This window comes from Arthrobacter sp. ISL-72 (assembly GCF_018613755.1).
Taxonomy (GTDB): Bacteria; Actinomycetota; Actinomycetes; order Actinomycetales; family Micrococcaceae; genus Arthrobacter.
In genome coordinates this window covers 1-23,378 of record NZ_JAGGPP010000009.1, presented here as the reverse complement: position 1 = coordinate 23,378, position 23,378 = coordinate 1, and the positions used below count along the sequence as shown (strand labels likewise).

At 65.9% G+C, this 23,378-nt stretch carries 25 protein-coding genes and 1 riboswitch; of the genes, 18 read left to right on the top strand and 7 right to left on the bottom strand.

The window, feature by feature from the left end; translation table 11 throughout:
* Window positions 1–21 precede the first annotated feature (21 nt).
* A complete protein-coding gene (locus tag J7I92_RS10505) occupies window positions 22–654 on the top strand; it encodes an alpha/beta fold hydrolase (RefSeq protein ID WP_214840256.1) in 633 nt (210 codons plus the stop codon).
* Between the two features lie 22 nt (window positions 655–676).
* On the opposite strand, the gene thiC is transcribed toward J7I92_RS10505, so the two are convergent.
* Window positions 677–2,491, bottom strand: coding sequence for a phosphomethylpyrimidine synthase ThiC (thiC, locus tag J7I92_RS10500; protein ID WP_214840254.1), 1,815 nt, complete (start codon window positions 2,489–2,491; stop codon window positions 677–679).
* Window positions 2,487–2,594: riboswitch (TPP riboswitch) on the bottom strand. It overlaps the preceding gene by 5 nt.
* A 101-nt stretch (window positions 2,595–2,695) precedes the next feature.
* Between thiC and J7I92_RS10495 the strand changes: the two genes are divergently transcribed.
* From J7I92_RS10495 to J7I92_RS10415, 17 genes are all read left to right on the top strand, one after another.
* Window positions 2,696–3,778: an amidohydrolase family protein gene (locus J7I92_RS10495; RefSeq protein WP_214840252.1), complete on the top strand. Its 1,083-nt coding sequence runs from the start codon at window positions 2,696–2,698 to the stop codon at window positions 3,776–3,778.
* An 84-nt stretch (window positions 3,779–3,862) separates the two neighbouring features.
* Window positions 3,863–4,738, top strand: coding sequence for a VOC family protein (locus J7I92_RS10490; protein WP_214840244.1), 876 nt, complete (start codon window positions 3,863–3,865; stop codon window positions 4,736–4,738).
* A 111-nt stretch (window positions 4,739–4,849) separates the two neighbouring features.
* Complete coding sequence (locus J7I92_RS10485) at window positions 4,850–5,287, top strand: hypothetical protein (RefSeq protein WP_214840242.1); 438 nt, start codon at window positions 4,850–4,852, stop codon at window positions 5,285–5,287.
* Window positions 5,288–5,470: 183 nt separating this feature from the next.
* On the top strand, window positions 5,471–5,893 hold the full coding sequence (rpsP, locus tag J7I92_RS10480) for a 30S ribosomal protein S16 (protein WP_214840240.1): 423 nt from the start codon (window positions 5,471–5,473) through the stop codon (window positions 5,891–5,893).
* A 1-nt stretch (window position 5,894) separates the two neighbouring features.
* A complete protein-coding gene (locus tag J7I92_RS10475; protein ID WP_011692324.1) occupies window positions 5,895–6,137 on the top strand; it encodes an RNA-binding protein in 243 nt (80 codons plus the stop codon).
* Window positions 6,138–6,276: 139 nt separating this feature from the next.
* Complete coding sequence (gene rimM, locus J7I92_RS10470) at window positions 6,277–6,855, top strand: ribosome maturation factor RimM (protein ID WP_214840237.1); 579 nt, start codon at window positions 6,277–6,279, stop codon at window positions 6,853–6,855.
* Window positions 6,856–7,680, top strand: a complete 825-nt coding sequence (trmD, locus tag J7I92_RS10465) for a tRNA (guanosine(37)-N1)-methyltransferase TrmD (RefSeq protein WP_214840236.1) — start codon at window positions 6,856–6,858, stop codon at window positions 7,678–7,680. It abuts the gene before it with no gap.
* A gap of 256 nt (window positions 7,681–7,936) precedes the next feature.
* Window positions 7,937–8,296, top strand: coding sequence for a 50S ribosomal protein L19 (gene rplS / locus J7I92_RS10460; protein WP_214840235.1), 360 nt, complete (start codon window positions 7,937–7,939; stop codon window positions 8,294–8,296).
* 83 nt (window positions 8,297–8,379) lie between these two features.
* Window positions 8,380–9,075, top strand: coding sequence for a signal peptidase I (gene lepB / locus J7I92_RS10455; protein WP_214840234.1), 696 nt, complete (start codon window positions 8,380–8,382; stop codon window positions 9,073–9,075).
* A complete protein-coding gene (gene lepB, locus J7I92_RS10450; RefSeq protein WP_251039783.1) occupies window positions 9,076–9,996 on the top strand; it encodes a signal peptidase I in 921 nt (306 codons plus the stop codon).
* On the top strand, window positions 9,997–10,662 hold the full coding sequence (locus J7I92_RS10445; RefSeq protein WP_214840233.1) for a ribonuclease HII: 666 nt from the start codon (window positions 9,997–9,999) through the stop codon (window positions 10,660–10,662).
* Window positions 10,663–10,703: 41 nt separating this feature from the next.
* Window positions 10,704–11,030 carry a DUF2469 domain-containing protein gene (locus J7I92_RS10440; protein ID WP_003806068.1) on the top strand — a complete coding sequence of 109 codons (327 nt, stop codon included), beginning with the start codon at window positions 10,704–10,706 and terminating at the stop codon, window positions 11,028–11,030.
* Window positions 11,031–11,518: 488 nt separating this feature from the next.
* Entirely contained in the window at window positions 11,519–11,875 is a 357-nt protein-coding gene (locus J7I92_RS10435) for a YraN family protein (RefSeq protein ID WP_214840230.1), read from the top strand.
* Window positions 11,876–13,420, top strand: coding sequence for a YifB family Mg chelatase-like AAA ATPase (locus tag J7I92_RS10430; RefSeq protein WP_214840229.1), 1,545 nt, complete (start codon window positions 11,876–11,878; stop codon window positions 13,418–13,420).
* Window positions 13,421–13,429: 9 nt separating this feature from the next.
* Window positions 13,430–14,614 (top strand): DNA-processing protein DprA, encoded by a 1,185-nt coding sequence (gene dprA / locus J7I92_RS10425; RefSeq protein ID WP_214840228.1) that lies wholly within the window; start codon window positions 13,430–13,432, stop codon window positions 14,612–14,614.
* 87 nt (window positions 14,615–14,701) lie between these two features.
* Window positions 14,702–15,631 (top strand): tyrosine recombinase XerC, encoded by a 930-nt coding sequence (locus J7I92_RS10420; protein WP_214840226.1) that lies wholly within the window; start codon window positions 14,702–14,704, stop codon window positions 15,629–15,631.
* 315 nt (window positions 15,632–15,946) lie between these two features.
* Window positions 15,947–16,450 (top strand): DUF3145 domain-containing protein, encoded by a 504-nt coding sequence (locus J7I92_RS10415; protein WP_214840224.1) that lies wholly within the window; start codon window positions 15,947–15,949, stop codon window positions 16,448–16,450.
* 82 nt (window positions 16,451–16,532) lie between these two features.
* On the opposite strand, the gene J7I92_RS10410 is transcribed toward J7I92_RS10415, so the two are convergent.
* From J7I92_RS10410 to J7I92_RS10385, 6 genes are all read right to left on the bottom strand, one after another.
* The gene (locus J7I92_RS10410) at window positions 16,533–17,771 is read right to left on the bottom strand and encodes a beta-ketoacyl synthase (protein ID WP_214840222.1); all 1,239 of its coding nucleotides are present in this window, start codon (window positions 17,769–17,771) and stop codon (window positions 16,533–16,535) included.
* A gap of 159 nt (window positions 17,772–17,930) precedes the next feature.
* Complete coding sequence (locus J7I92_RS10405; RefSeq protein ID WP_214840220.1) at window positions 17,931–18,176, bottom strand: acyl carrier protein; 246 nt, start codon at window positions 18,174–18,176, stop codon at window positions 17,931–17,933.
* 122 nt (window positions 18,177–18,298) lie between these two features.
* Window positions 18,299–19,360: a beta-ketoacyl-ACP synthase III gene (locus tag J7I92_RS10400; protein WP_214840218.1), complete on the bottom strand. Its 1,062-nt coding sequence runs from the start codon at window positions 19,358–19,360 to the stop codon at window positions 18,299–18,301.
* A complete protein-coding gene (locus J7I92_RS10395; RefSeq protein WP_214840216.1) occupies window positions 19,357–20,286 on the bottom strand; it encodes an ACP S-malonyltransferase in 930 nt (309 codons plus the stop codon). The genes J7I92_RS10400 and J7I92_RS10395 overlap by 4 nt, the downstream gene beginning before the upstream one ends.
* A gap of 87 nt (window positions 20,287–20,373) precedes the next feature.
* A complete protein-coding gene (locus J7I92_RS10390) occupies window positions 20,374–21,618 on the bottom strand; it encodes a CdaR family transcriptional regulator (protein WP_214840214.1) in 1,245 nt (414 codons plus the stop codon).
* Between the two features lie 292 nt (window positions 21,619–21,910).
* The coding region (locus J7I92_RS10385; protein ID WP_396020370.1) for a transketolase-like TK C-terminal-containing protein at window positions 21,911–23,378 on the bottom strand (1,468 nt) is incomplete at its 5' end.

The following is a 23,378-nucleotide window of genomic DNA, read 5'->3' as shown; positions in this document are numbered from 1 at the left end:
CGATTGCCATAGGGTTGGGGCATGTTTAAGCAGCGCGTAGTGTTCGTCCACGGTCCGGGGGCCTCAGGCTCAGCCGCGTGGACCAAACAGCACGGCATGGCCCTGGCCTATGACGCGCTGTTCCTGCGCCGCCACGGCTTTGGCGCGCCGGCGGAACCCCTGGAATCGAACGCCTCGGCCAAACCCGTTGAATCGAAACCCCTGGATTTTCAAGCGGACGCCCGGATTGTGCTGGGTGCGCTGGCGGACGAGGGCAGGGGCGCTGCCGGCGGGCATGTGGTGGCCCATTCGCAAGGTGCCATCGGTGCCATGATGGCTGCAGTGGAGCGCCCGGATCTGGTGTTTTCGTTGACCCTCGTGGAACCCGCCTGCCTGTCGCTCACCGCGGACCTGCCGGCGACCGCCGCTCACCGGGCGCAGATGCCTGAGTGTGCCGAAGCGCCGCTGCAGATCGTGCCCGGAGTTCCCACGCTGGTCCTCACCGGAGGCTGGGAGCCGCTGTACGAGGAAATCGCCGGCTACCTCCGGGAGACCGGCGCCCTGCACCGCGTTGCCGCGGGCGGGCACCGGCCCCAGGATTCGGCGGAGGGCGACCGGTACATCCGGTCCTTCATCACGGAGGTCAGCAGGCGCCAGCACTCACGGACGTCGTAACGGCTCCTCCGCCGTTCACCGCCTAGCTTGAAGCCGTCTGCTTCGCGTCCGGCACCTGCAGTTCCGGCAGGTACACCTTGCCTCCCGCGGCCAGGAATTCGTTGCTCTTCTCCCGCATGCCTGCCGCCATTTCGGCCAGCGCCGCCTGGGCCTCCGCGGAGCCGTATTCGTCCCGGATGTCCTGGCTGATGCGCATGGAGCAGAACTTGGGACCGCACATCGAACAGAAGTGTGCCGTCTTGGCCGGCTCGGCCGGCAGTGTCTCGTCGTGGAAGGCTTCTGCCGTGACCGGGTCAAGCGACAGTGCAAACTGGTCGCGCCAGCGGAATTCGAACCGGGCCTTGGACAGCGCGTCGTCCCGTTCGTGCGCGCCGGGGTGGCCCTTGGCGAGGTCGGCCGCGTGGGCGGCGATCTTGTAGGTGATCACACCGGTCTTCACGTCGTCCTTGTTCGGCAGGCCCAGGTGTTCCTTGGGCGTGACGTAGCAAAGCATGGCCGTGCCGTAGCGGGCGATCTCCGTGGCGCCGATGGCGGAGGTGATGTGGTCGTAGCCGGGTGCCACGTCGGTGACCAGGGGGCCGAGTGTGTAGAAGGGTGCGCCCTTGCAGAGTTCCTGCTGGCGTTCCACGTTCTCGCGGACCAGGTGGAACGGCACGTGTCCGGGGCCTTCCACCATCACCTGTACGTCGAACTCCCAGGCCCGCTGCGTCAGTTCAGCCAAGGTGTCCAGCTCGGCGAACTGGGCGGCGTCGTTCGCGTCCGCCGTGGCACCGGGCCGCAGCCCGTCGCCGAGGGAGAAGGCGACGTCATACTTGGCAAAAATTTCGCACAGTTCGTCGAAGTGCGTGTACAGGAAGTTTTCCTGGTGGTGGGCCAGACACCAGCCGGCCATGATGGATCCGCCCCGGGACACGATGCCGGTAACGCGGTTGGCCGTCAGCGGCACGTAGCGCAGCAGGACTCCGGCGTGGATGGTCATATAGTCCACGCCCTGCTCGCACTGCTCGATCACGGTGTCGCGGAAAATCTCCCACGTAAGCTTGTTGGCCTCGCCGTTGACCTTCTCCAGCGCCTGGTAAATGGGCACGGTGCCGATCGGCACGGGGGAGTTGCGGATGATCCATTCCCGCGTGGTGTGGATGTCATCGCCGGTGGACAGGTCCATCACCGTGTCCGCGCCCCACTGGGTGGCCCACTGCAGTTTGTCGACCTCTTCGGCAATGGAGCTGGTAACGGCGGAGTTGCCGATGTTGGCGTTGATCTTGACCAGGAACGCCTTGCCGATGATCATCGGCTCGGATTCCGGGTGGTTGATGTTGTTGGGGATGATGGCGCGGCCGGCAGCCACTTCGCTGCGGACCAGCTCCACATCGCAGTTTTCGCGGAGGGCCACGAACTGCATCTCCGGCGTGATGACGCCCTGCTTCGCATAGTGCATCTGCGTTACGGTCTTGCCTTCGACGGCGCGGCGGGGCACCGGCTGCGCGCCCTTCCACTCCGCGGAGGCGGCGCCGCGGCGCACGGCTGAACGGCCGTCGTCGAGCAGGTTGCGTGCCCGTCCGCTGTACGGTTCGGTGTCGGCCCTGGCCTCAATCCATGCCGAACGGAACGGTTCCAGGCCCACCACGGGATCGCTTCCGGGCCCCGCCGTGCGGTAAACGGTGAACGGCGCGTTGGCCTCCCCGCCCGGGGAATCCTCCAGGGCGATCTCCGTGACCGGCACCCGGATGCCGGTGGCCTCGTCCTCGATGAACGCCAGGGAGTGCGACTTCAGGGACTGGGTGACAGTTTCTGCCTGGTTTTGGGCAGGGATTTGCTGTGTTTCGTTGGTGCTCAAAGGATTACTCACTTCCTTCGCCGGCATTACCCGGACAGGTTCAACGGTCGCAGACTGCGTCAGTCCGATCTCAGCCCCTGCAAGGGCCCCCGTGTGGTCGTAGACGAAGTTACCACAGCCCGCCGCCGCCTCCCCAGTCATATCCGTCTCCGTCATGGCCAACCCCGTCATATCCGGCAACGTCCCGCCGACTAGGCTTTTGCCATGCAGAACATCATCGAATTCAGCGGCTCCATCCTCGTTGCACCGGACGAGGTGCGCCGGGGCCTTTGGGCGGTGGACGGAGCGCTGACGTTCGACCGTCCGGCTGCTGCGCCCGACGTAGTGCTGGACGGCTGGGTAATTCCCGGTCTGGTGGATGCGCACTGCCACATCGGGCTCGGACCCGCCGGCGACGTGGACGACGACACCGCCCATGCCCAGGCCGTCACGGACCGCAATGCCGGCACCCTGCTGGTGCGGGACGCGGGGGCCGTGCACAACACGCGCTGGCTCCAGCAGCGCCCCGAGCTGCCCCGGATCATCCGGGCCGGCCGTCACATCGCAAGGAAACGCCGGTACCTCCGGAACTTTGCCGTGGAGGTCGAGCCGGAAGACCTTGTTGAAGCAGTCCGGAAGCAGGCGCTCGCGGGTGACGGCTGGGTCAAGCTGGTGGGGGACTGGATCGACCGGGACGCCGGCGACCTGGCGCCGTCGTTCCCCGCCGCCGTGGTGCGGGACGCTGTGCGCGCTGCCCACGATGAAGGCGCACGGGTCACTGCGCACTGTTTCGCCGAGGACACGTTGGATGACATGCTCGACGCCGGCATCGACTGCATCGAACACGGAACCGGCCTGCTTCCCCGGCACCTGCCCAGGTTCGTGGAACAGCGCGTTCCGATTGTGCCCACGCTGATCAACATTGCCACGTTCCCGGACATCGCCGATCGGGCGGAAGCGAAGTTCCCGCGCTACGCGGCGCACATGCGGGCTTTGTGGCACGGGCGGAATGGACGGATCCTGGAAGCTTTCGAAGCGGGGGTGGCGATTTTCGCCGGAACCGATGCGGGCAGCGTCATCAGCCATGGCAGGATCGTGGACGAAATCGAGGCGCTCCGTGCCGCAGGCCTGCCGGCGGCGGCGGCCCTTGATGCGGCGTCCTGGGCGGCGCGGGAGTGGCTGGGAGCGGGCGGCATCGCCGAAGGGGCCAGTGCAGACGTCGTACTGTGCGAACAGGATCCACGGCTGGACCTGGCAACGCTGCGGGGGCTAAAGCACATCGTGCTGCGGGGCAGGCAGCTCCGCTAGGAATAAATTGAAGGTTCAAGTAATTTGACTGTATGTAGATCGTCGCCGGAACCGGCGGCGCGCATTCGGAAGACTGGAGTTGCCATGACCACAGAATCCAGCAGCAAGGACCTGCTGCCCGCCGATCTCACCATGGGCACGGTGATGCTCAAGGTGGGGGACATGAAGCTGATGACGGACTATTACCGGCGTGCGCTCGGGCTGGAGACCGTGGCTGAGCAGGACGGCGGCGTATATCTGGGGCGCCGCGGTAAGCCCCTGGTCCATCTGGCGCCGGCGCCCGGCCTCAACCTTCCCGCCCGCGGTGAGGCCGGACTCTTCCATACCGCCCTGCTTTTCGAGGACCGGGCGTCGCTCGCTGCCACTGTGGCCTCGGCCGCCCGCTATGAGCCGCGCCTGTTCACGGGCAGCGCAGACCACCTGGTCAGCGAGGCTTTCTACTTCAGCGACCCCGAAGGCAACGGAATCGAGCTCTACTGGGACCGTCCGCGCGACGCGTGGTCCTGGGAAGGGAACCGGGTGGTCATGGACAGCCTTGCCCTGCCGCCGCAGCGGTATCTGCAGGACTTCCTGACGGAAGAAGCGGTGAGCGGACAGCGCGAATCGAGTGCCGGCGTCGGGCACGTCCACCTGCAGGTTGGGGACGTGCAGTCGGCGCAGGACTTCTACGTGGGCACGCTCGGTTTTGAGAAAACCGCCGGATGGCACGGCCAGGCCCTGTTCGTCTCGGTCGGCGGCTACCACCACCACATGGCCATGAACGTCTGGAACAGCCGGGGTGCAGGGCCCCGGCGGGACACGCTGGGCCTGGGGGAGGTCCTGATTGAAGTGCCGGCAGGGGACGACGTCGGTGCGCTCGCCGACCGTTTGCGGGTTGCCGGCCTGGCGTCGCACCATACCGGTGCGGAGCTGCGGTTTGAGGATCCGTGGCGCAACCGGATCCGGGTCGCGGTCGGCTGAAACCGGACTGACCGGCACGTTCTTCTGGGTTAGGCTGGGTCCGGAACTGCCGGGCGGCTGTGAAGCTGCCCGCCAGGACATCACACCGCCGACGGAATGAGGATGATTTCCATGGGTTTCACCGAAATCTTTGTTTCCACCCACGATGAGGCGCTCAAGCGCGCGGCGGCACTCGACGGCGGGGGACCCGCGGCTCCCGAGGCACTCCGGATTCCGGACATCACCGATTTTGAGGTCGAGCAGCTCGGCGACCTGGCAGGAGCAGCGGTGCACGCCGCGGGCGCCGACTATGAACTCGCGATGGTGGACGTGACCAGTGATTCCCTCCTCGGTGTACCGCCGGCCATGGTGCGGGCGCTGGCGGAACTCCTCAGCTACGAAACCGAGGGTGACGGCAACGTCCTGGAGGATGTGGCTTCCCGCTGGGCGGCCGAGGAGGACATGCCTTTCGGTGCTGAAGAGGCCCTCGGCTATGTGCAGCGGCTGGCCCGGCTGGCCGGCAGCGTGGATCCGAACACGCGCATGGGGCTGTACGTCTGGTCATCCTGACTCCGCCGCCGGGTGTCAAGTCGAAATCCCGGCGCCGATCTGGCACAATGAACAGGTACTTGATCTGCGTGGCCCCTCTCTCCGCGTCCGGATCCTGTCCTTTAGAACCCCCTAGTACGGCCCGCCCCACGGGTGCAGAACGCCGGGCTCGACCCCGTTTCAGAAACAGGAGTGACCACAAAAGTGGCCGTAAAGATTCGCCTTAAGCGCTTCGGTAAGATGCGCGCACCGTACTACCGCATCGTCGTTGCAGATTCCCGCACCAAGCGTGATGGCCGTGCAATCGAAGAAATCGGCAAGTACCACCCCACCGAAGAGCCCTCATACATCGAGGTTGACTCCGAGCGTGCGCAGTACTGGCTGTCCGTTGGCGCCCAGCCGTCCGAGCAGGTTGCCGCGATCCTCAAGATCACCGGTGACTGGCAGAAGTTCAAGGGCCTCCCGGGCCAGGAAGGCACCCTGAAGACCAAAGCTCCGAAGGAAGCCTTCGTCACCCCGGAAAAGGGTTCCGTGATCATCCCGGAAGCCATCACCAAGAAGGCCAAGAAGGACGAGGCCGCCGAAGCTTCCACCGAAGCTGAAGCAGAGACCACCGAGGCTGAGTAAATTGCTGGCAGAAGCGCTCGAACACCTTGTCCGCGGGATCGTTGACAGTCCTGAGGACGTCAAGGTCAGCGCCAAGAACAACCGCCGCGGGGACACCCTCGAGGTGCGCGTTCACCAGGACGACCTCGGACGGGTGATCGGACGTCAGGGCCGCACGGCACGCGCACTGCGCACCGTCGTGGCGGCGCTGGCCGGCGGCGAACAGGTCAGGGTCGACGTCGTCGACACCGACCGCCGCCGGTAAACGCCTCCGCAATATTTGTCTCAAGTCCGGCCCCTCCACCAGATTTCGGTGGAGGGGCCGGACTGTTTTCAGCAGTAAACCCGCGCCGCAGCGCGCGCAGCAGAACCAGCACAGAACGAATCCCGGAACAGAGGAACAGATGCAGCTTCAGGTGGCACGAATCGGCAAACCGCACGGCATCCGCGGCGAAGTGACCGTCCAGGTCCTGACCGACGCGCCGGAGGACCGCTTCATTCCGGGTGCCGAATTCCTGGTGGAGCCTGCGTCGCTGGGAACTCTTACTGTGGACAGCGCCCGCTGGAACAAGGACATCCTGCTGCTGGGCTTTGAGGGCGTTGGCACCCGGAACCAGGCCGAAGCACTGCGCGGCGCCAGACTGTTCATCGAGACGGAAGAGCTTGCCGAGGACGACGACGAGGGCTGGTACGAGCACGAGCTCGTCGGACTCGATGTCCGCGTGGGAGACGCCGTGGTCGGAAAGGTTTCCGGGCTGCACACGCTTCCGGTCCAGGACCTCATTGTCGTGGAATCGAACGACGGCAACGAGATCCTGATTCCCTTCGTGGAGGAGATCGTTCCCGAGGTCAACGTCGGCGGGAAGTACATCCTGGTCACCCCGCCCCCCGGACTGTTCGAGATCAACACCGAGGACGCCGGAGATGCCGGCCAGGCCGGTGACGCCGGTCGAGGCAAGACCGAGGCCGGAGACAACGCCTAGATGAGGATCGACGTCGTCAGCATTTTTCCGGAGTACCTTGCGCCCCTGGAACTGTCCCTGATCGGAAAGGCCCGACAGGACGGCCTCATGGACCTGAATGTCCATGACCTCCGGGAGTTCACCGCGGACAAGCACCGCACGGTGGACGACACCCCGTACGGTGGCGGAGCCGGCATGGTCATGAAAGCGGAACCCTGGGCGCAGGCGCTGGAGTCGGTAGCCGCGGCACACGGCGGTACTGCCGGCCGGAAGCCGGTGCTGATCGTTCCGTCCCCGGCGGGGGAGCGGTTCACCCAGGCACTGGCGCACAAACTGGCGGAGGAAGAGCAGCTGGTCTTCGCCTGCGGCCGCTATGAGGGCATCGACGAACGCGTGATCGAGTGGGCCGGGGAGCACTTTGTGGTCCGGCCCATGAGCCTGGGGGATTATGTCCTCAACGGCGGCGAAGTGGCCGTCCTGGCCATGACGGAAGCCATCGTCCGGCTCCTTCCGGGCGTTGTGGGCAACCCGGAGTCGCTTGTTGAGGAATCGCACTCTGACGGCCTGCTCGAGTACCCCGTCTACACCAAGCCCTCGTCCTGGCGCGACCGCGAAGTTCCACCGGTGCTCCTGAGCGGAAACCACGGCAAGATTGCCCAGTGGCGCCGCCACGAGCAGTACCGGCGGACCGCCGAACGCCGCCCGGACCTTCTGGAAACGTTCGACGCCGGCAGTCTTCCCCGAGCGGACCGCACCGCGCTCGGGGACCTGGGGTACGACGTCGTCGACGGTCACCTCCGGCTAAGGCCCGACGCGCGCGGAGAAGGCACCGCGACGCAAGCGTAAGCACCGCTGCGCAGCGGTTGGCGACCCGCAGTTCCGGATTCGCCGGAATCCTCCGAATGTGGCAAAATTAGTCCTTGTGCCTGCTGGGTACGCACCTGCCACAGGGGGAGCGTCACCAACAGCCCGGCACCCCGGTCCCGTCAATCAGTGATGGAGCCGGAACAGAAACTTTCGGCGGCAATTTCCGGGCCAGATCCCGGGCTTGGCCGCCGTGACCCAAAGTGAATGACCTGTGGCGTTCACCAGGAGTGGATCAATGCATATCCTCGATACCGTAGATGCAGCCTCGCTGCGCAGCGACGTTCCCGAGTTCCGCGCGGGTGACACCCTCAAGGTTCACGTGAACATCATCGAAGGCAAGAACTCCCGTGTCCAGGTATTCCAGGGCTTCGTCCTGGGTCGCCAGGGTGACGGCATCCGCGAAACCTTCACCGTCCGCAAGGTTTCCTTCGGTGTCGGCGTAGAGCGTACCTTCCCGGTGCACTCCCCGATCATCGACAAGATCGAGGTTGTCACCAAGGGTGACGTCCGCCGCGCCAAGCTTTACTACATGCGCGCACTGCGCGGTAAGGCTGCGAAGATCAAGGAAAAGCGCGACTTCAGCACCGCCAAGTAAGTCCTCCGGACTTCCACGGCAGGTCCAGCACCCGGATCCGGCAGCGCCGGAGCCTTCCGCAACAGCGCCACAGGATACGGATCATGGACCAGCCAGAACGCCAGCCCAGGAAACTGGGCTGGCGTTTTGCGTTGCTGGCCGTTGCGCTGGCCATGCTCATCAGCGGCTTCGTCCGCGCCCTTTGGCTGGACGTGTACTACATCCCGTCCGCCTCCATGGAGCCCCTCCTCGGCGCGGGGGATAGGATCCTGGTTTCCCGTACCGACTTCCAGTCCGAGCCCATCAGGCGCGGTGACGTGGTGGTCTTCGACGGCCGTGGGTCCTTCGCCCCACTCAACAGCGGCAACGGGCCGATCCAGGACGCCGTCGCGGCCGCCGGAAACTGGCTTGGCATCACGGGCAGTGATACAACCTACATAAAGCGGGTAATCGGGCTGCCCGGCGATCAGGTGGTCTGCTGCGATGACCAGCAGCGGCTCACAGTGAACGGTCAGGCGCTTGAGGAACCATACCTTTATGAAGGGGACGCGGCGAGTAAGCAGAAGTTCAATGTGATCGTTCCGGCCGGACGGTTATGGTTGCTTGGAGACCACCGGTCCATGTCCGCCGATTCGCGCAGCCTGCTGGGCGCGCCGGGCGGCGGCATGGTTCCCCTGGACCGGGTCATTGGCCGGCCGGTCCAGATCATCTGGCCACTCGACAGAATTGCGGCCGTGCCCCGGCCCGCAGAAGTCAGCACAACAGCAGTAGCCAGCACAATAACGAAGGACGGACACTAGATGCCCGAGAGCGATCCCCGGACTCCTGATCCGATCAAGCACGCCACCTTAGGTGAGAAGACCGCAGGCGAGCAGACGGCAGGCGAATCCGAGCTGTCCGCTGAGTCGGGTCCGGCTGGTGTGTCCAATCCGGCTGCTGAGTCCGGTCGGTCTGGTGAGCCGGATCCGTCCGTCCGTGCGGAGGTCCGGGCGGCAGGTATAAGAGGCGCCCATTCGAAGGCCGGACCGTCAAAGCCCGCCAAAGCCCACAGCCCGGTCTACCTCTGGCTCAAGGAGGTGGCCACCGTGGTGGCCATCGCGGTGGTGCTGTCCTTCCTGATCAAGACTTTCCTTTTCCGGGCGTTCTATATCCCGTCCGAATCCATGGTCAGCACTCTCGACGTGAACGACCGCATCTTCGTGAACCTGCTCGTGCCGGAGCCCTTTGCCCTTGAACGGGGCGATGTGGTTGTCTTCAAGGACACCAAGGGGTGGCTGGTGCCGACGCCGGAGAAGGCGGACGGCCCGTTCACCTGGGTCCAGGACGGCCTGACTTTCGTTGGCCTGCTGCCTGACAATTCCGAGCAGCACCTGGTCAAGCGCGTGATCGGCCTCCCGGGCGACCATGTGGTGTGCTGCGACGTCGGCGGCAAACTCACCATCAACGGCCAGGAAGTGAAGGAGACGTACGTCAACCCCGCCGAGGTGCCGGACATCCGCAACTTCGACGTCGTTGTCCCTGAGGGTAAGATCTGGGTCATGGGAGACAACCGGAACCACTCGGCGGATTCCCGCGCCCACCAGGAAAGCAACGGCGGTTTCATCGATATGCCGGACATTGAGGGCAAGGCAGCGGTCATCGCCTGGCCCCTCAACCGGCTGACAGCTCTGGGAAACTATCCCGAGGTCTTCCGGAACGTTCCCGCACCGACTGGAAATTAGATGTCCATTGCACCGACCCTCGATTACGAGCACCGGTTCCTGAGCTCCGGTGCCAGGCTGCTGGCCGGCATCGACGAAGTCGGCCGCGGCGCCATCGCGGGGCCCGTGACTGTCGGAATCGCCGTCGTGGACCTGAGCCGGCCGGTGCTGCTCGACGACGTCCGGGACAGCAAGCTCCTCAAGGAATCCGACCGTGAGCGGCTTGAACCGCTCGTCCGCAGCTGGAGCGTCGCGTCGGCCGTGGGCCACGCCTCCGCCGTCGAGATCGATTCCATGGGCATCATCGCGGCCCTTCGGACCGCGGGGACGCGGGCCTGGCTCCAGATTTTGGCGGCCGGCATCACCCCTGATGTTGTCCTGCTGGACGGCAGCCACAACTGGCTCTCACCAGAGGCCCAGGCGTCACTTTTCGATGACGCCCCGGCGGGCCCCGGCTGTGACGCGCCGGTCTACACCCTGGTCAAGGCGGACATGCAGTGCCTGAGCGTCGCCGCCGCCAGCATCCTGGCAAAGGTGCAGCGGGACCGGCTGATGCGTTCCCTGCACGAGGAGTACCCGGCGTTCGCCTGGAATGAAAACAAAGGCTATGGAACGGCGTCACACAAAGAGGCACTGCGGGTCGCGGGACCCACGCCGCACCACCGCGTCAGCTGGCAGATTCTCTGACGTCGGCCCACGCGGTGGGCAGAATAGTGCAAGATGGAACCATGAGTGCCGAGGATCTTGAGAACTATGAAACCGACATGGAACTGCAGCTTTACCGCGAATACCGTGACGTCGTCGGGCTGTTCAGCTACGTAGTCGAGACCGAGCGGCGTTTCTACCTAGCCAACCACGTTGATCTGCAGGCCCGCAGCGCCGACGGCGAAGTCTACTTCGACCTCACGCTCCAGGACGCGTGGGTGTGGGACGTCTACCGGTCGGCCCGGTTCGTCAAGAGCGTCCGGGTGATCACGTTCAAGGACGTCAACGTCGAGGAGCTGCCGCGCAACGAGGAGCTCGCACTCCCCAAGGACGTGGATCTCGGCAACTGATCACTGGAATCAGAGGTTGGCACTACCTGTTTTTTGGGCAGGGTCTGGCATCCCTGCCGTCCTTGGCGCCAGACTACTGTAGGGAATTGATTCGTAGTTCTGTTTCGACGGCCTACCGCGTTGCGGAGGGGTCTCGCGTCCAGCAGGCAAATACTGGCGGTGCTGGAGTCGGGCCCCGCGGAACTCGTATTGGCACCGCCGACCAGGCCGAAATCAGAGAAGATCGCACCATGAAAGTACTCTGCTGGTTCCTTGGGCACATCTGGAGCAGCCATGCCGGCTTCTACGATGAACGGCCGCATCAGTCCGCCCATTGCATGAGGTGCGGAACCCGCGCCTAGCCTGGGCTGTGAAGTGCTGGCGATGCCTGCAGGAGCGCCGCCACTTCTCCTCCACACCGCCACCGCTTTCCCCGGGTTTTTCACATAGCGCCCTCCGCCGATGTCCCTGCCTGCGCCGCTCCCGCAGTCTGGTGGCGGAGGTAAGACATGAGAGCCAAAGACTTGCTTGGCCGGCGCGGCGAAGAACTTGCTGCCGGATACCTGGAATCCCAGGGCATGCGGATCGTGGACCGCAACTGGCGCTGTTCCGAGGGCGAAATCGACATCGTGGCGCTCGACGGCGACGCGCTGGTGATCGCCGAGGTGAAGACGCGGAAGTCCCTCGCCTACGGGCACCCTTTTGAAGCTGTTGGGGTTGCCAAACTGGCACGGCTGCACCGGCTGGCGTCCGCGTGGTGCCGGGACCACGAGCTGCGGATGCCGTTCCGTCGGGTGGACGTCGTTGCCGTCCTTGACGACGGCATCGGCCACCCCCGCGTGGAGCACCTCAAGGGTGTGGGCTAGATGGCCTTGGGCAGGACGTATTCCGTGGCGCTTGTCGGGCTCAACGGCTACATCGTGGAAGTCGAAGCGGACATCGGCCAGACCCTCCCGGCCTTTGTGATCCTGGGGCTGCCGGATGCGTCACTGAATGAAGCCAAGGAACGGATCCGGTCCGCGGCGCAAAATTCGGGCATCCCGCTGAGCCGGCGCAAGATCACGGCCAACCTCATCCCGGCGTCGCTGCCTAAACGCGGGTCCGGGTTCGACCTGGCCATCACCATGGCCGTGCTTCGCGCCGCGAATGACGTCGGATCGACGGCGCGGACGGTCTTCATCGCCGAGCTGGGCCTCGATGGCAGGCTCCGGCCCGTCCGCGGGATCCTGCCAGCCGTGATGGCCGCCGTGCAGGCCGGGTATCCGGACGTCGTTGTAGCCCAGGCGAATGCCGCGGAGGCGGAACTTGTACCTGGCGCCCGGGTCCGCGGCTACCGCACCCTGGCCCGCCTCGCGTGCGACTTCGGGGCGGACCCGCTGGAGCTCGATCTGGACTTCGAACCCGAAGACGAGGAATCCGCCGGAGACGCGGCGGACGTTCCCAGGGTACCACCGGACATGTGCGACGTTTCGGGGCAGGGAGAGGCCCGGAGGGCTCTCGAAGTCGCTGCCGCCGGTGCCCACCACCTGCTCCTGTCCGGTCCTCCCGGCGCCGGGAAGACAATGCTCGCCGAGCGGCTTCCGGGCCTCCTGCCGGACCTGGCCGACACCGAAGCGATGGAGGTCACCGCCATCCATTCCCTGTGCGCCCTGCCGTCGGCCGGGGTGCGACTGCTTCGACGGCCGCCGTTTGAGAACCCCCACCACAGCGCCACCGCGGCCGCCATCATCGGAGGAGGCTCAGGCCTGCCCCGGCCGGGCGCGGCGTCGCGGGCGCACCGTGGCGTGTTGTTCCTTGACGAGGCACCGGAATATGAACGGCGGGTCCTTGACGCGCTCAGGCAACCCCTGGAGAGCGGGGAACTGGTGATCCACCGGTCGGCCGGCACGGCCGCCTACCCGGCGAGGTTCCAACTCGTGCTGGCTGCCAACCCCTGCCCCTGCGGAAAGGCCTCGGGAAAGGGACTCGACTGCACCTGCACCCCGATGATGCGCCGCCGGTACCTGGCCCGGATGTCAGGTCCTTTGCTGGACCGCGTGGACATCCAGTTGCAGGTGGAGCGGGTTTCGTTGACGGACTTCGGCCGGGCGGGTGCCGAGGAGGACACTCCCACGGTCGCCGCGAGGGTCCGGGAAGCCCGCATGCGCCAGTTGGAGAGACTCCGTCCCTTGGGGCTGGAAACCAACGCACAGGTGCCGGGGCGTGTCCTTCGCGGCACGTTGCGGCTCGCACCTCCCACCACACGGATCTTGGACCACTCGCTGGAACGCGGTGTGCTCACCGCCCGGGGATATGACCGGGTCCTGCGGCTCGCCTGGACGCTGGCCGACCTGGCGAACCGTGACGCCCCGGACGACAACGACATCGGGCAGGCGCTGGGACTCCGGCAGGCTGCCTCGGCTGCGGCCTGAAAGGAAACGATGATTGACTCTGAACGCCTGGCGCGGGCGGCCCTGTCGCGTCTTCTGGAGCCGCAGGACGCCGTCGGCCTTGCGCTGGTGAGGGCCGCCGGGGCGGTTGATGCCCTTCGGATCGCGACCGGCCGGCTCGCGTCCGGTCCGGAGCTGGAACGGGATGTCACCGCTTTGCTGGCCGACAACGGCACTGGCAGCTGGCCCGGAATGAACGCCTCGCTCAAGCGCTGGGCCCCGCGCATTCCGGATCTGGCCCCGGAGCGGGATCTCGCTACCATGCATCGGCTGGGCGGCCGCCTGATCATCCCGTCCGATGCACTGTGGCCCGGCCAGCTGGCTGACCTGGACCTTCATGAACCGCTCTGTCTCTGGTGGCGCGGGATGGAGCATCCTCTACCCGCAGCCGCGAAGTCCGTTGCGCTGGTCGGGTCCCGTGACAGTACCAGCTACGGCGCTTCTGTCACGGGAGACCTCGCCTATTGGCTGGCCCAGCGGGGTTTCACCATCGTGTCAGGCGGAGCGTACGGGATCGACGCACACGCCCACCGCGCCGCCCTGGCTGGAGCCGGTGAGACCATGCCCACCATCGCCGTGATGGCCGGGGGAGTGGACCGCTTCTATCCGTCCGGAAACGAAGATCTGCTCAGGACTGTAGCAAACCAGGGCGCGGTCCTGGCCGAGGTCCCGCCCGGTTCCGCTCCCACCCGATATCGCTTCCTTCAGCGGAACCGCCTCATCGCCGCACTCTCGTCGGTAACTGTGGTGGTGGAGGCCCGCTGGCGCTCGGGTGCTCTGAACACGGCACATCATGCGGAGACCCTGGGCAGGGCCGTCGGTGCCGTTCCCGGATCGGTGCACAGCGCCAATTCAGCCGGCTGCCACCGGCTGATCCGTGAAGGAGGAGCTGTGTGCGTCACGGACGCCGGTGAGGTGGCCGAACTTGCCTCGCCCAGCGGTCAATCGATGGCTGAGCCGGCACCGGATCAGCGCGCCGACCACGACGGACTCACCCTGGAGGACCTCATCCTGCTTGACGCCCTGCCGTTGCGGTCTACCAGCTCGGTCGAAAAGCTGACCACCGTCGCGGGACTGAGCGCCGAATCCGTCAGGGCGGGACTGGGCAGGCTGGGACTGCTGGGGCTGGCTGAATCCGAACGCGGGGGCTGGAAACGCTCACGGAAGGCCTGCTGAATGCAGGGCAACCCCTTGGGGCGGGGAACTGGATGCCACATCTGCGTGGTGCCTTGATTGGCGCGTGAATGGTGGGAAAGTTGGATCGTGGACACCCCAGAACTTCCGGCCGCCCTCGCTGCGGCCGCGCACGGCTTTGGCCGCTACCTCGAAGGTGAACGGGCCAGGTCGCTCCACACCGTGCGCGCCTACCTCTCAGACGTCCAGAGCCTGCTGGCGGCGGCAGCAGCAGACGGCATCACCGACCTCGACGGGCTCGACCTGGCAACCTTGCGCCGCTGGCTCGGCGGGCAAAGCGAAACGGGCATGTCCCGCTCCACGCTCGCCCGGCGCGCTGCCACGGCCCGCTCTTTCACCGCATGGGCGGTGCGGGAAGAACTTCTTGAAGCAGATCCCGCACTGCGCCTGAAGGCGCCGAAGCGCGAGAAGTCCCTGCCCGGCGTCCTCCACCAGCAACAGGTTGTGCGCGTCCTCGACGGACTGGCTGCGGCGGCGGAGGAGGAGGGCGGGGCGCTCGCCCTTCGGAACCGGGCCATGGTGGAGCTGCTCTACGCCACAGGGGTCCGGGTCGGGGAGCTGGCGGGCCTGGACGTGGACGATCTCGACCCCGACCGCCGTACACTCAGGGTGGTCGGAAAAGGCAACAAGGAACGGACGGTGCCCTACGGTCTTCCGGCCGCGGTTGCCGTGGACGACTGGCTGCGCCGCGGACGCCCGCTGCTGGCCGCGGACGGGAGCGGTCCGGCGCTCTTCCTTGGCGTGAGGGGCAGAAGGGTCGACCAGCGGCAGGTTCGTGCCGTGGTGAAGGACCTGCTGGACGCCTTGGGCGACACCGCTGCCACGGGCCCGCACGCGCTGCGGCATTCCGCGGCCACCCATTTGCTGGACGGCGGGGCGGATCTGCGGGCGGTGCAGGAGATCCTGGGCCACAGCAGCCTGGCCACGACGCAGATCTACACCCACGTCTCCGTGGACCGGTTGCGGCGAAGTTACCAGCAGGCGCATCCGCGTGCCTGAGCACGCTCCGACGGCCGCTGTCCCGTAACACAACCCAAGCCGGCGTTCCGCTGCAGAATTTATTGATCGCATCCGGCGCGCCGAATTGCACTGGCGTAATTAGGCGGGGTACGGCACAATAAGAGTCATGCCCGGCAACTTTCAAGTCCGACTTGAAGCTCGCCCATCAGGCGGGGCACGGTTAGCCGGTCACTAATTTCATAGTTTGAACACCAGCTTTGCACGGACCACCAGCAGCACGCGGGCCCGGCGTGGCAGGCAGACATTCAGGCAGAGGTCGTTGGGGAAGACGTACCTACAGCTATGGAGGATGGAATGTCTGTTGCAATGACCCGCGGTGTATTGTTCGTTCACTCGGCCCCAACCGCCCTGTGCCCCCACGTTGAGTGGGCGATCGGGTCGGTTGTGGACAAGCGCACGGACCTGGAGTGGACCCCTCAGCCTGCTGCGCCCGGAATGTTCCGATCGGAGCTGTCGTGGACCGGCAGCCCGGGCACGGGGGCGCTATTGGCGTCCGCCCTGCGAGGGTGGGCGCACCTGCGTTATGAGGTCACTGAAGAGCCCAGCCAGGGTGTTGACGGCGGCAGATGGTCGCACACGCCCGAGCTCGGAATCTTCCATGCCGTTACCGATGTGCACGGGAACATCATGGTTTCCGAGGACCGCATCCGCTACGCCTACGAGTCAGGTGCGGGCGACCCCTCTGCCGTCTACCACGAGCTCTCCCTTGCCCTCGGCGAAGCCTGGGACGAAGAGCTGGAGCCGTTCAGGCACGCTGCCGAGGGTGCTCCCGTGCGCTGGCTTCACCAGGTGGGCTAACCGCCACGTCCTCCAACAAACCTCCATAACGCAAGAGGCCCCCGCCGGATGGCAGGGGCCTCTTGCGATCAAGGCAGCGAATCTAGATGCTGCGGACTGCGATGACGGCGTTGTGGCCGCCGAACCCGAACGAGTTGCTCAGCGCCACGATGCTGCCCGAAGGAAGGTCGCGTGCGGTTTTGGTGACAACGTCGAGCGGGATCTCCGGGTCCTGGTTGTCCAGGTTGATGGTCACCGGAGCCTTGCGCTCGTAAACCGCCAGGACGGTCAGCACGGCTTCGACAGCGCCGGAAGCACCCAGCAGGTGGCCCATCTGGGATTTCGTCGCGGAGACCGCGACATTATCCACGTGCCCTCCGAGGGCGGCACGTAGGGCGGTGTACTCAGGCTTGTCACCGACGGGGGTGGATGTGGCGTGCGCGTTCACGTGGACTACTTCCTCCGCCTGGATGCGGCCGTCAAACATCGCCGCCTTCAAAGCACGGGTGGCGCCCAGGCCCTGGGGGTCCGGGGCCGTGATGTGGTAGGCGTCGGCCGTGACTGAGGTGCCGGCCAGTTCACAGTAGATCCGGGCGCCGCGGGCAAGCGCGTGTTCCTCGGCCTCGATGACCAGGGCGCCGGCGCCTTCGCCCATGACGAAGCCGTCCCGGGCGGTGTCGTAAGGCCGTGATGCGCCCGCGGGATCGTCATTGCGCCTGGACAGGGCCTGCATGGAGGCGAAGGCTGCGATGGGCATGGGGTGGATCGCCGCTTCGGCGCCGCCGCAGACTACGACGTCGGCCTTGCCGGAGCGGATCAGGTCCAGGCCAAGGTGCAGGGCCTCGGTGCCGGATGCGCAGGCGGACACCGGGGTGTGGGCACCGGCGCGGGCGCCGAGATCCAGGCTGACAGCTGCTGCCACACCATTGGGCATCAGCATCGGCACTGTCATGGGCAGGACGCGTCGCGGGCCTTTTTCGCGCAGGGTGTCCCAGGCGTCCAGGAGGGTCCAGACGCCGCCGATGCCGGTTGCGAAAGCTACCGCAAGGCGGTCGTGGTCGATTTCAGCGATGCCGGAGTCAGCCCAGGCTTCGCGTGCGGCCACAACGCCGAACTGCGTGGACGGGTCCATCCGCTTGGCCTCGACGCGGCCCAGGACGTCCAGTGCGGGGGTCGAGGCGCGGGCTGCGAAGTGGACGGGCAGCTCGTACTTGGCCACCCAGTCGTCCTCAAGCGTTTGCGCGCCGGAGACACCCTTCAGCGCGTTCTTCCACATTGTGGGGACATCGCCGCCAATGGGCGTGGTGGCACCCAGACCGGTAATGACTACTTTGCGTGCCATGGGATCACTCTCTATCGGTGCGCATGCCGTCTCCGGGAAATGCCTGGGCCGGGGATGCGTGGGGAAAACTTGAGGTCATTCGGCGGTGGGCGGTCCGGAGCGCTGGGTTAGCGCCCCGGACCGGCTACCGGGTTCGGCCGTTGCCGGCAGAAGCCAGGACTAGGCCTGTGCGTTTGAGATGAAGCTGACAGCGTCACCGACGGTCTTGAGGTTCTTGACCTCTTCGTCCGGGATGCGTACGCCGAACTTTTCCTCGGCGTTGACCACGATGGTCATCATGGAGATGGAGTCGATGTCCAGGTCCTCGGTGAAGGACTTGTCCAGCTCGACAGCTTCGGTGGCGAGGCCGGTCTCTTCGTTGACGATTTCAGCCAGGCCGGCCAGGATTTCTTCGTTGCTAGCCATTGATGGCTCCTTTTCTGTTGTTGCCGGCAGGTGCTGCCGGAAATGATTCAAGCCGAGATTACGGCTTGGTTCGCGAATCCGTGCTGTGCAGAACGTATTCAGTTGTGGGTAAAGGGGTGCGGCTACGGGAGCACTACTACCTGTGCTCCGAAGACCAGGCCTGCGCCGAATCCGATCTGCAGGGCGAGTCCGCCGCTGAGCTCCGGGTTTTCCTGCAGCAGACGGTGCGTGGCCAGCGGAATGGAGGCCGCCGATGTGTTTCCGGCCTCGGCGATGTCCCGGGCCACCTTGACGGTCTCGGGAAGCTTCAGCTTTTTGACCATCTCGTCGATGATGCGCATGTTGGCCTGGTGGGGGATGAAGGCCACCAAATCATCGGCCGCGATGCCGGCGGCGTCGAGCGCCTGCTGGGCCACCTTGGCCATTTCCCACACCGCCCAGCGGAAGACAGTCTGGCCGTCCTGGCGCAGGGTTGGCCAGATCGCGGCTTCGGCCGCCTCGGCCTGCCCGCTGCCCGGCGCACCGGATTTGTTCGCGGCCAGGGCGAGTTCACGGACATCGATCAGGGAATGGGTCATGCCGATGGCGTCCCACTTGCTGCCGTCCGAGCCCCACACCGACGGACCGATGCCGGGGGTGGCCGAGGGGCCGATCACCACGGCGCCGGCGCCGTCGCCCAGCAGGAAGGAAATGGTGCGTTCCGTGTTGTCGATGACGTCGGAAAGCTTCTCGGCACCGACTACCAGAACGTAGTCTGCAGCACCGGAACGGACCAGGGCGTCGCCCTGGGCGATGCCGTAGCAGTAGCCGGCGCAGGCAGCGGAGATGTCGAAAGCCGGAGCCGGGGTTGCACCGAGGCGGTCGGCCAGGCTCGCGGCAGCGGACGGCGTCGCGTAGGGGTGGGTGACCGTGGAAACGATGACCGCGCCCAGTTGTGCCGGTTCGATCCCGGCTTTGGCCAGGGCTTCGCGGGCCGCGCCTTCGGCCATGTCGATGACGCTGACGTCTTCTGCAGCGCGGTGCCGGGTCACGATGCCGGTGCGCTGCCGGATCCACTCATCCGAGGAATCGATCCACTGGCAGACGTCCTCGTTGGTGACGATCACGTCGGGGCGGTAGGCGCCCACGCCCAGGATGCGGGTGTGTTCCCGCAGCGGTGCCTGCTTGAGTACGGGTGCGCTCATGCCTGTCCCTCCAGTTCCGCGAATAGTGCAAGGGCGGCGGTGAGATCGTCCGGAGTCTTGACGGCCACCGTCTTGACGCCCGGCATACCCCTCTTGGCAAGTCCGGCCAGGGTTCCGGCCGGTGCAAGTTCGATGACGCCCGTGACGCCGCGCTGAACCAGTGTTTCCATGCACAGGTCCCAGCGGACAGGCCGGGAGACCTGGGCGATAAGGCTGCCCACTGCGGCGCCGCCGTCGGTCACTTCCTTGCCGTCGAAGTTGGACAGCAGGGGCACCTGCGGGTTCTGCGGCTGAAGCGACGGCTTCAGCGCTTCCAGCGCCGCAACTGCGGGTGACATGTGTGAGGTGTGGAAGGCACCGGCCACCTTCAGGGGGATCACGCGGGCCTTGGCCGGGGGATTCTCGGCCAGCGCCTTGAGCTGTTCAAACGTGCCGGCCGCGACGGTCTGGCCGGCTCCGTTCACGTTGGCCGGCGTCGCGCCCGAGGCCTCAATCGCGGAAAGGACCTCGGCGGGGTCGCCGCCGACTACGGCGCTCATCCCCGTGGGGGTGACGGCGGCAGCAGCGGCCATGCTGTTGGCGCGTTCCCGCACGAACGTGACGGCCTCGGTCTCGGTCAGGACGCCGGCAAGCGCCGATGCCGTGATCTCGCCGACCGAATGTCCGGCGAGGATGACCGGAAGTGTGTTGAGTTCGACGTCGAACAGCGATTTGGCGGCCACCAGTCCGGCCGCAACGATCAGCGGCTGCGCCACCGCCGTGTCCTTGATGGTTTCCTCATCCGACGTGGTGCCGTGGGCGGTGAGGTCGATGCCTGCTATCTCACTGAGTGAGGCCAAATGGCCGGCGACGGAAGGCAGTTCCAGCCAGGGGGCGAGAAAACCAGGGGTCTGGGAGCCCTGTCCAGGGCAGACGATTGCAAGCACGTATCCAGCTTTCCAAATTACCGCGTGATTCTCGGTGCATTCATACACCAAGCTCACTGGGTCAGTTTGTAGGAAGTCTACAACGGTTCAGTTGCCGTTCCGGGACGGCTGGCGTTCGGTAGGGGCCTTGGGAGGAACGGAAAGACGCCCCACCACGAGGGCCGCCTGCAGTACGAACGCCTCACGGGGAAGGAGCGGATCCCAGCCGGTGACGTCACAAACCCGCTTGAGCCGGTAACGGACCGTGTTGGCGTGCACGAAGAGTTCCCGGGCCGTGGCTTCCAGTGAATGGCCGAGCTCGAGGTAGGTGCCCAGGGTCTCCACCAGCCCGTTGGATGCAGCGAGCAGCGGCCGGTAGATGTTTTTGATGAGGGACCGGCGCGCGGCGTCGTCGCCGGAAATGACCCGCTCGGGCAGCAGGTCGTCGGCAGCCACCGGACGCGGCGCAGAGGGCCAGGCGCGTGCCGCCGTCAGTCCCGCGAACGCGGATTGAGCCGAGCCGCTGGCCTCCAGCAGGGAGCCGGCTTCGGGTCCGTAGACAACAGGGCCGGGGGCGAAAAGCTCGCTGAGTTTCAGGTAGGCGCTCTCCCGGTCCTGGACGCCGCCGAGGATCAGGATGAGGCGGTCGCCCTGGATTCCGACCAGGGCGTCTTCAGCGAAGCGGCCGGCTGTGCGGCGCAGCTCGCTGACGTAGCTGGCGCTTGGTTCCGACGGCGAATTGCCCACCATGACGGTAAAACGCTCCTGTGCTTTCCAGCCGAGCGCGGCGATGCGGGAGCGCAAGGCATCGGTGTTCTCGCCGCGCAGGATCGCATCCACTATCAGCGCTTCCAGCCGCGTGTCCCACGAGCCCCTCGATTCCGCGGCCCGTGCGTAGACGTCGGCGGCTGCAAAGGCCACTTCACGTGAATAGCGGAGCACGGCTTCACGGAGGGCCGGCTGGTCCGCCTCCGGAGCGATCACTGGAACCTGGTCCTCGACGACTTCGACAACGATCCTGATGAGCTGCAGCGCCTTTTGCAGGCTGATGGAGCGGGTCAGCTCAGTGGGAGCCGTCCCGAAGACGTCGGTCAGGATCCACGACGGCGAGCTGGGACGTTCGTACCAGGTCACGAACGCGGCGATTCCGTTTTGGGCCACCATGCCGAGGGCGGACCGTTCGTCCGAACTCAGCCTGCTGTACCAGGGCAGCGATTTTTCCAGCTGGCGCATGGTGGTGGTGGACAGCTGCCCCACGGTTGCCCGCAGTTTCTTCAACGTTTGGGCTTTTTCCGGCGTCAGGGCGCGCGAGGCCGGCTTGCGCTTTGTGGGAGTAGGGGTTGGCTCTGCCATGCATCGAGCATACGGTGCGCGCAGGCCAACCTCCATTTGTGCAAAGGCTACAACTCGGTTTGCGCTGCATCACAGCGCGCTGACGTAGTGCCGAAGTAGGGCCGTGATGTGGCGAAAGGAAGTGGCGCCCGGAAGGCGCACGACGCCGGGTCACAACGACGACGGCGGCCCCCACCTTAGGTGAGGACCGCCGTCGTCGACTTCGCTTGCGAGTTTTTGTCCAGATAACGGGCCCAAAGCCCTCGCGAAGGGCGATTATCTGGACAAAAACTCCCCGGCTAGGGGTGGAGCGTCAGGATTCGCCTCCGGCGTTGCCCGTCGAGCCCGCGTTCACGTTGTGCAGGCGGTACTTCTCGATCGCCTGGACCGGGGCCTGGGCGTCCACTTCCCCGCGGCGCGCGAGCATCTCCAGCGAACGGACCACGATGGAGTGGGTGTCGTTCTTGAAGAAGCGGCGGGCTGCGGCGCGGGTGTCGGAGAAGCCGAAGCCGTCGGCGCCGAGGGAGGCGAACTCGTTCGGGAGGAACTGCCGGATCTGGTCGGGCACGGCCTTCATGTAGTCCGAGACCGCCACGATCGGGCCGGTTGCGCCTTGGAGCTGGGCCGTGACGAACGGCACCCGTGCCGGCTGGCCGGGGTTGAGGAATGCTTCCTCTTCCGCTGCCATGCCGTCGCGGCGCAGTTCGTTCCATGAGGTGACGGACCAGACGTCGGCGGAGACTCCCCAGTCCTCGGCGAGGATCCGCTGGGCGTCCAGCGCCCACGGTACGGAAACGCCCGAAGCCAGGATCTGCGTGCGCGGGCCGTCGATCTTGGCCGGTGCCAGCAGGTAGATGCCCTTGATCACGCCTTCAACGTCCAGCTCTTCCGGCTCGGCCGGCTGGATGATGGGTTCGTTGTAGACGGTGATGTAGTACATCAGGTTCCGGTTTTCGGAATCCGCTCCGTACATCCGCTCGATGCCGTCGCGGACGATGTGGCCCATTTCGTAGCCGTAGGCGGGGTCGTAGGTGACCACGGCGGGGTTGGTGGCGGCCAGGATGGGGGAGTGGCCGTCGGCGTGCTGGAGGCCTTCGCCGGTGAGGGTGGTGCGTCCTGCGGTGGCGCCGATGATGAAGCCGCGGGTCATTTGGTCCGCGGCGGCCCAGAAGGCGTCGCCGGTGCGCTGGAAGCCGAACATGGAGTAGAACACGTAGACCGGGATCAGCGGCACGCCGTGGGTGGCGTAGGCGGTGCCGGCTGCGGTGAAGGCTGCGACGGCGCCGGCTTCGTTGATGCCGGGGTGGATCAGCTGGCCCTGGGCGGATTCCTTGTAGGCCAGGACCAGGTCGCGGTCCACCGACAGGTAGTTCTGGCCCTTGGGGTTGTAGATCTTCGCGGTCGGGAAGAACGCGTCCATGCCGAACGTGCGGGCTTCATCGGGGATGATCGGCGCGATGTGCTTTCCGAACTCCTTGTCCCGCATCAGGTCCTTGAGCAGACGTACGAATGCCATGGTGGTGGCGGCCTGCTGCTTGCCCGAACCGCGCTTGGCAACCTCGTACGACTTGGCATCCGGCAGCGAGATGTCGGCGTGCTTGCTGCGGCGTTCGGGAACCGACCCGCCCAGGGCGGCGCGCCGCTCCATCATGTACGCGATTTCCGGCGCATCGTTTCCGGGGTGGAAGTACGGCGGCTGGTACGGATCGCCCTCAAGCTGCTCATCCGTGATCGGAATGCGCAGGTGGTCCCTGAACGACTTGAGGTCGTCCAGGGTGAGT

Excerpts from the sequence above, each read along its gene's own strand:
- J7I92_RS10390 (WP_214840214.1), bottom strand. The coding sequence starts at position 21,618 with ATGGCAGAGCCAACCCCTACTCCCACAAAGCGCAAGCCGGCCTCGCGC.
- J7I92_RS10430 (WP_214840229.1), top strand. The coding sequence starts at position 11,876 with ATGGCCTTGGGCAGGACGTATTCCGTGGCGCTTGTCGGGCTCAACGGC.
- rimM (WP_214840237.1), top strand. The coding sequence starts at position 6,277 with ATGCAGCTTCAGGTGGCACGAATCGGCAAACCGCACGGCATCCGCGGC.
- dprA (WP_214840228.1), top strand. The coding sequence starts at position 13,430 with ATGATTGACTCTGAACGCCTGGCGCGGGCGGCCCTGTCGCGTCTTCTG.
- lepB (WP_251039783.1), top strand. The coding sequence starts at position 9,076 with ATGCCCGAGAGCGATCCCCGGACTCCTGATCCGATCAAGCACGCCACC.
- lepB (WP_214840234.1), top strand. The coding sequence starts at position 8,380 with ATGGACCAGCCAGAACGCCAGCCCAGGAAACTGGGCTGGCGTTTTGCG.
- rplS (WP_214840235.1), top strand. The coding sequence starts at position 7,937 with ATGCATATCCTCGATACCGTAGATGCAGCCTCGCTGCGCAGCGACGTT.
- J7I92_RS10405 (WP_214840220.1), bottom strand. The coding sequence starts at position 18,176 with ATGGCTAGCAACGAAGAAATCCTGGCCGGCCTGGCTGAAATCGTCAAC.
- trmD (WP_214840236.1), top strand. The coding sequence starts at position 6,856 with ATGAGGATCGACGTCGTCAGCATTTTTCCGGAGTACCTTGCGCCCCTG.
- J7I92_RS10485 (WP_214840242.1), top strand. The coding sequence starts at position 4,850 with ATGGGTTTCACCGAAATCTTTGTTTCCACCCACGATGAGGCGCTCAAG.
- J7I92_RS10440 (WP_003806068.1), top strand. The coding sequence starts at position 10,704 with ATGAGTGCCGAGGATCTTGAGAACTATGAAACCGACATGGAACTGCAG.
- J7I92_RS10505 (WP_214840256.1), top strand. The coding sequence starts at position 22 with ATGTTTAAGCAGCGCGTAGTGTTCGTCCACGGTCCGGGGGCCTCAGGC.
- J7I92_RS10415 (WP_214840224.1), top strand. The coding sequence starts at position 15,947 with ATGTCTGTTGCAATGACCCGCGGTGTATTGTTCGTTCACTCGGCCCCA.
- J7I92_RS10435 (WP_214840230.1), top strand. The coding sequence starts at position 11,519 with ATGAGAGCCAAAGACTTGCTTGGCCGGCGCGGCGAAGAACTTGCTGCC.
- J7I92_RS10495 (WP_214840252.1), top strand. The coding sequence starts at position 2,696 with ATGCAGAACATCATCGAATTCAGCGGCTCCATCCTCGTTGCACCGGAC.
- J7I92_RS10410 (WP_214840222.1), bottom strand. The coding sequence starts at position 17,771 with ATGGCACGCAAAGTAGTCATTACCGGTCTGGGTGCCACCACGCCCATT.
- J7I92_RS10445 (WP_214840233.1), top strand. The coding sequence starts at position 9,997 with ATGTCCATTGCACCGACCCTCGATTACGAGCACCGGTTCCTGAGCTCC.
- J7I92_RS10400 (WP_214840218.1), bottom strand. The coding sequence starts at position 19,360 with ATGAGCGCACCCGTACTCAAGCAGGCACCGCTGCGGGAACACACCCGC.
- J7I92_RS10490 (WP_214840244.1), top strand. The coding sequence starts at position 3,863 with ATGACCACAGAATCCAGCAGCAAGGACCTGCTGCCCGCCGATCTCACC.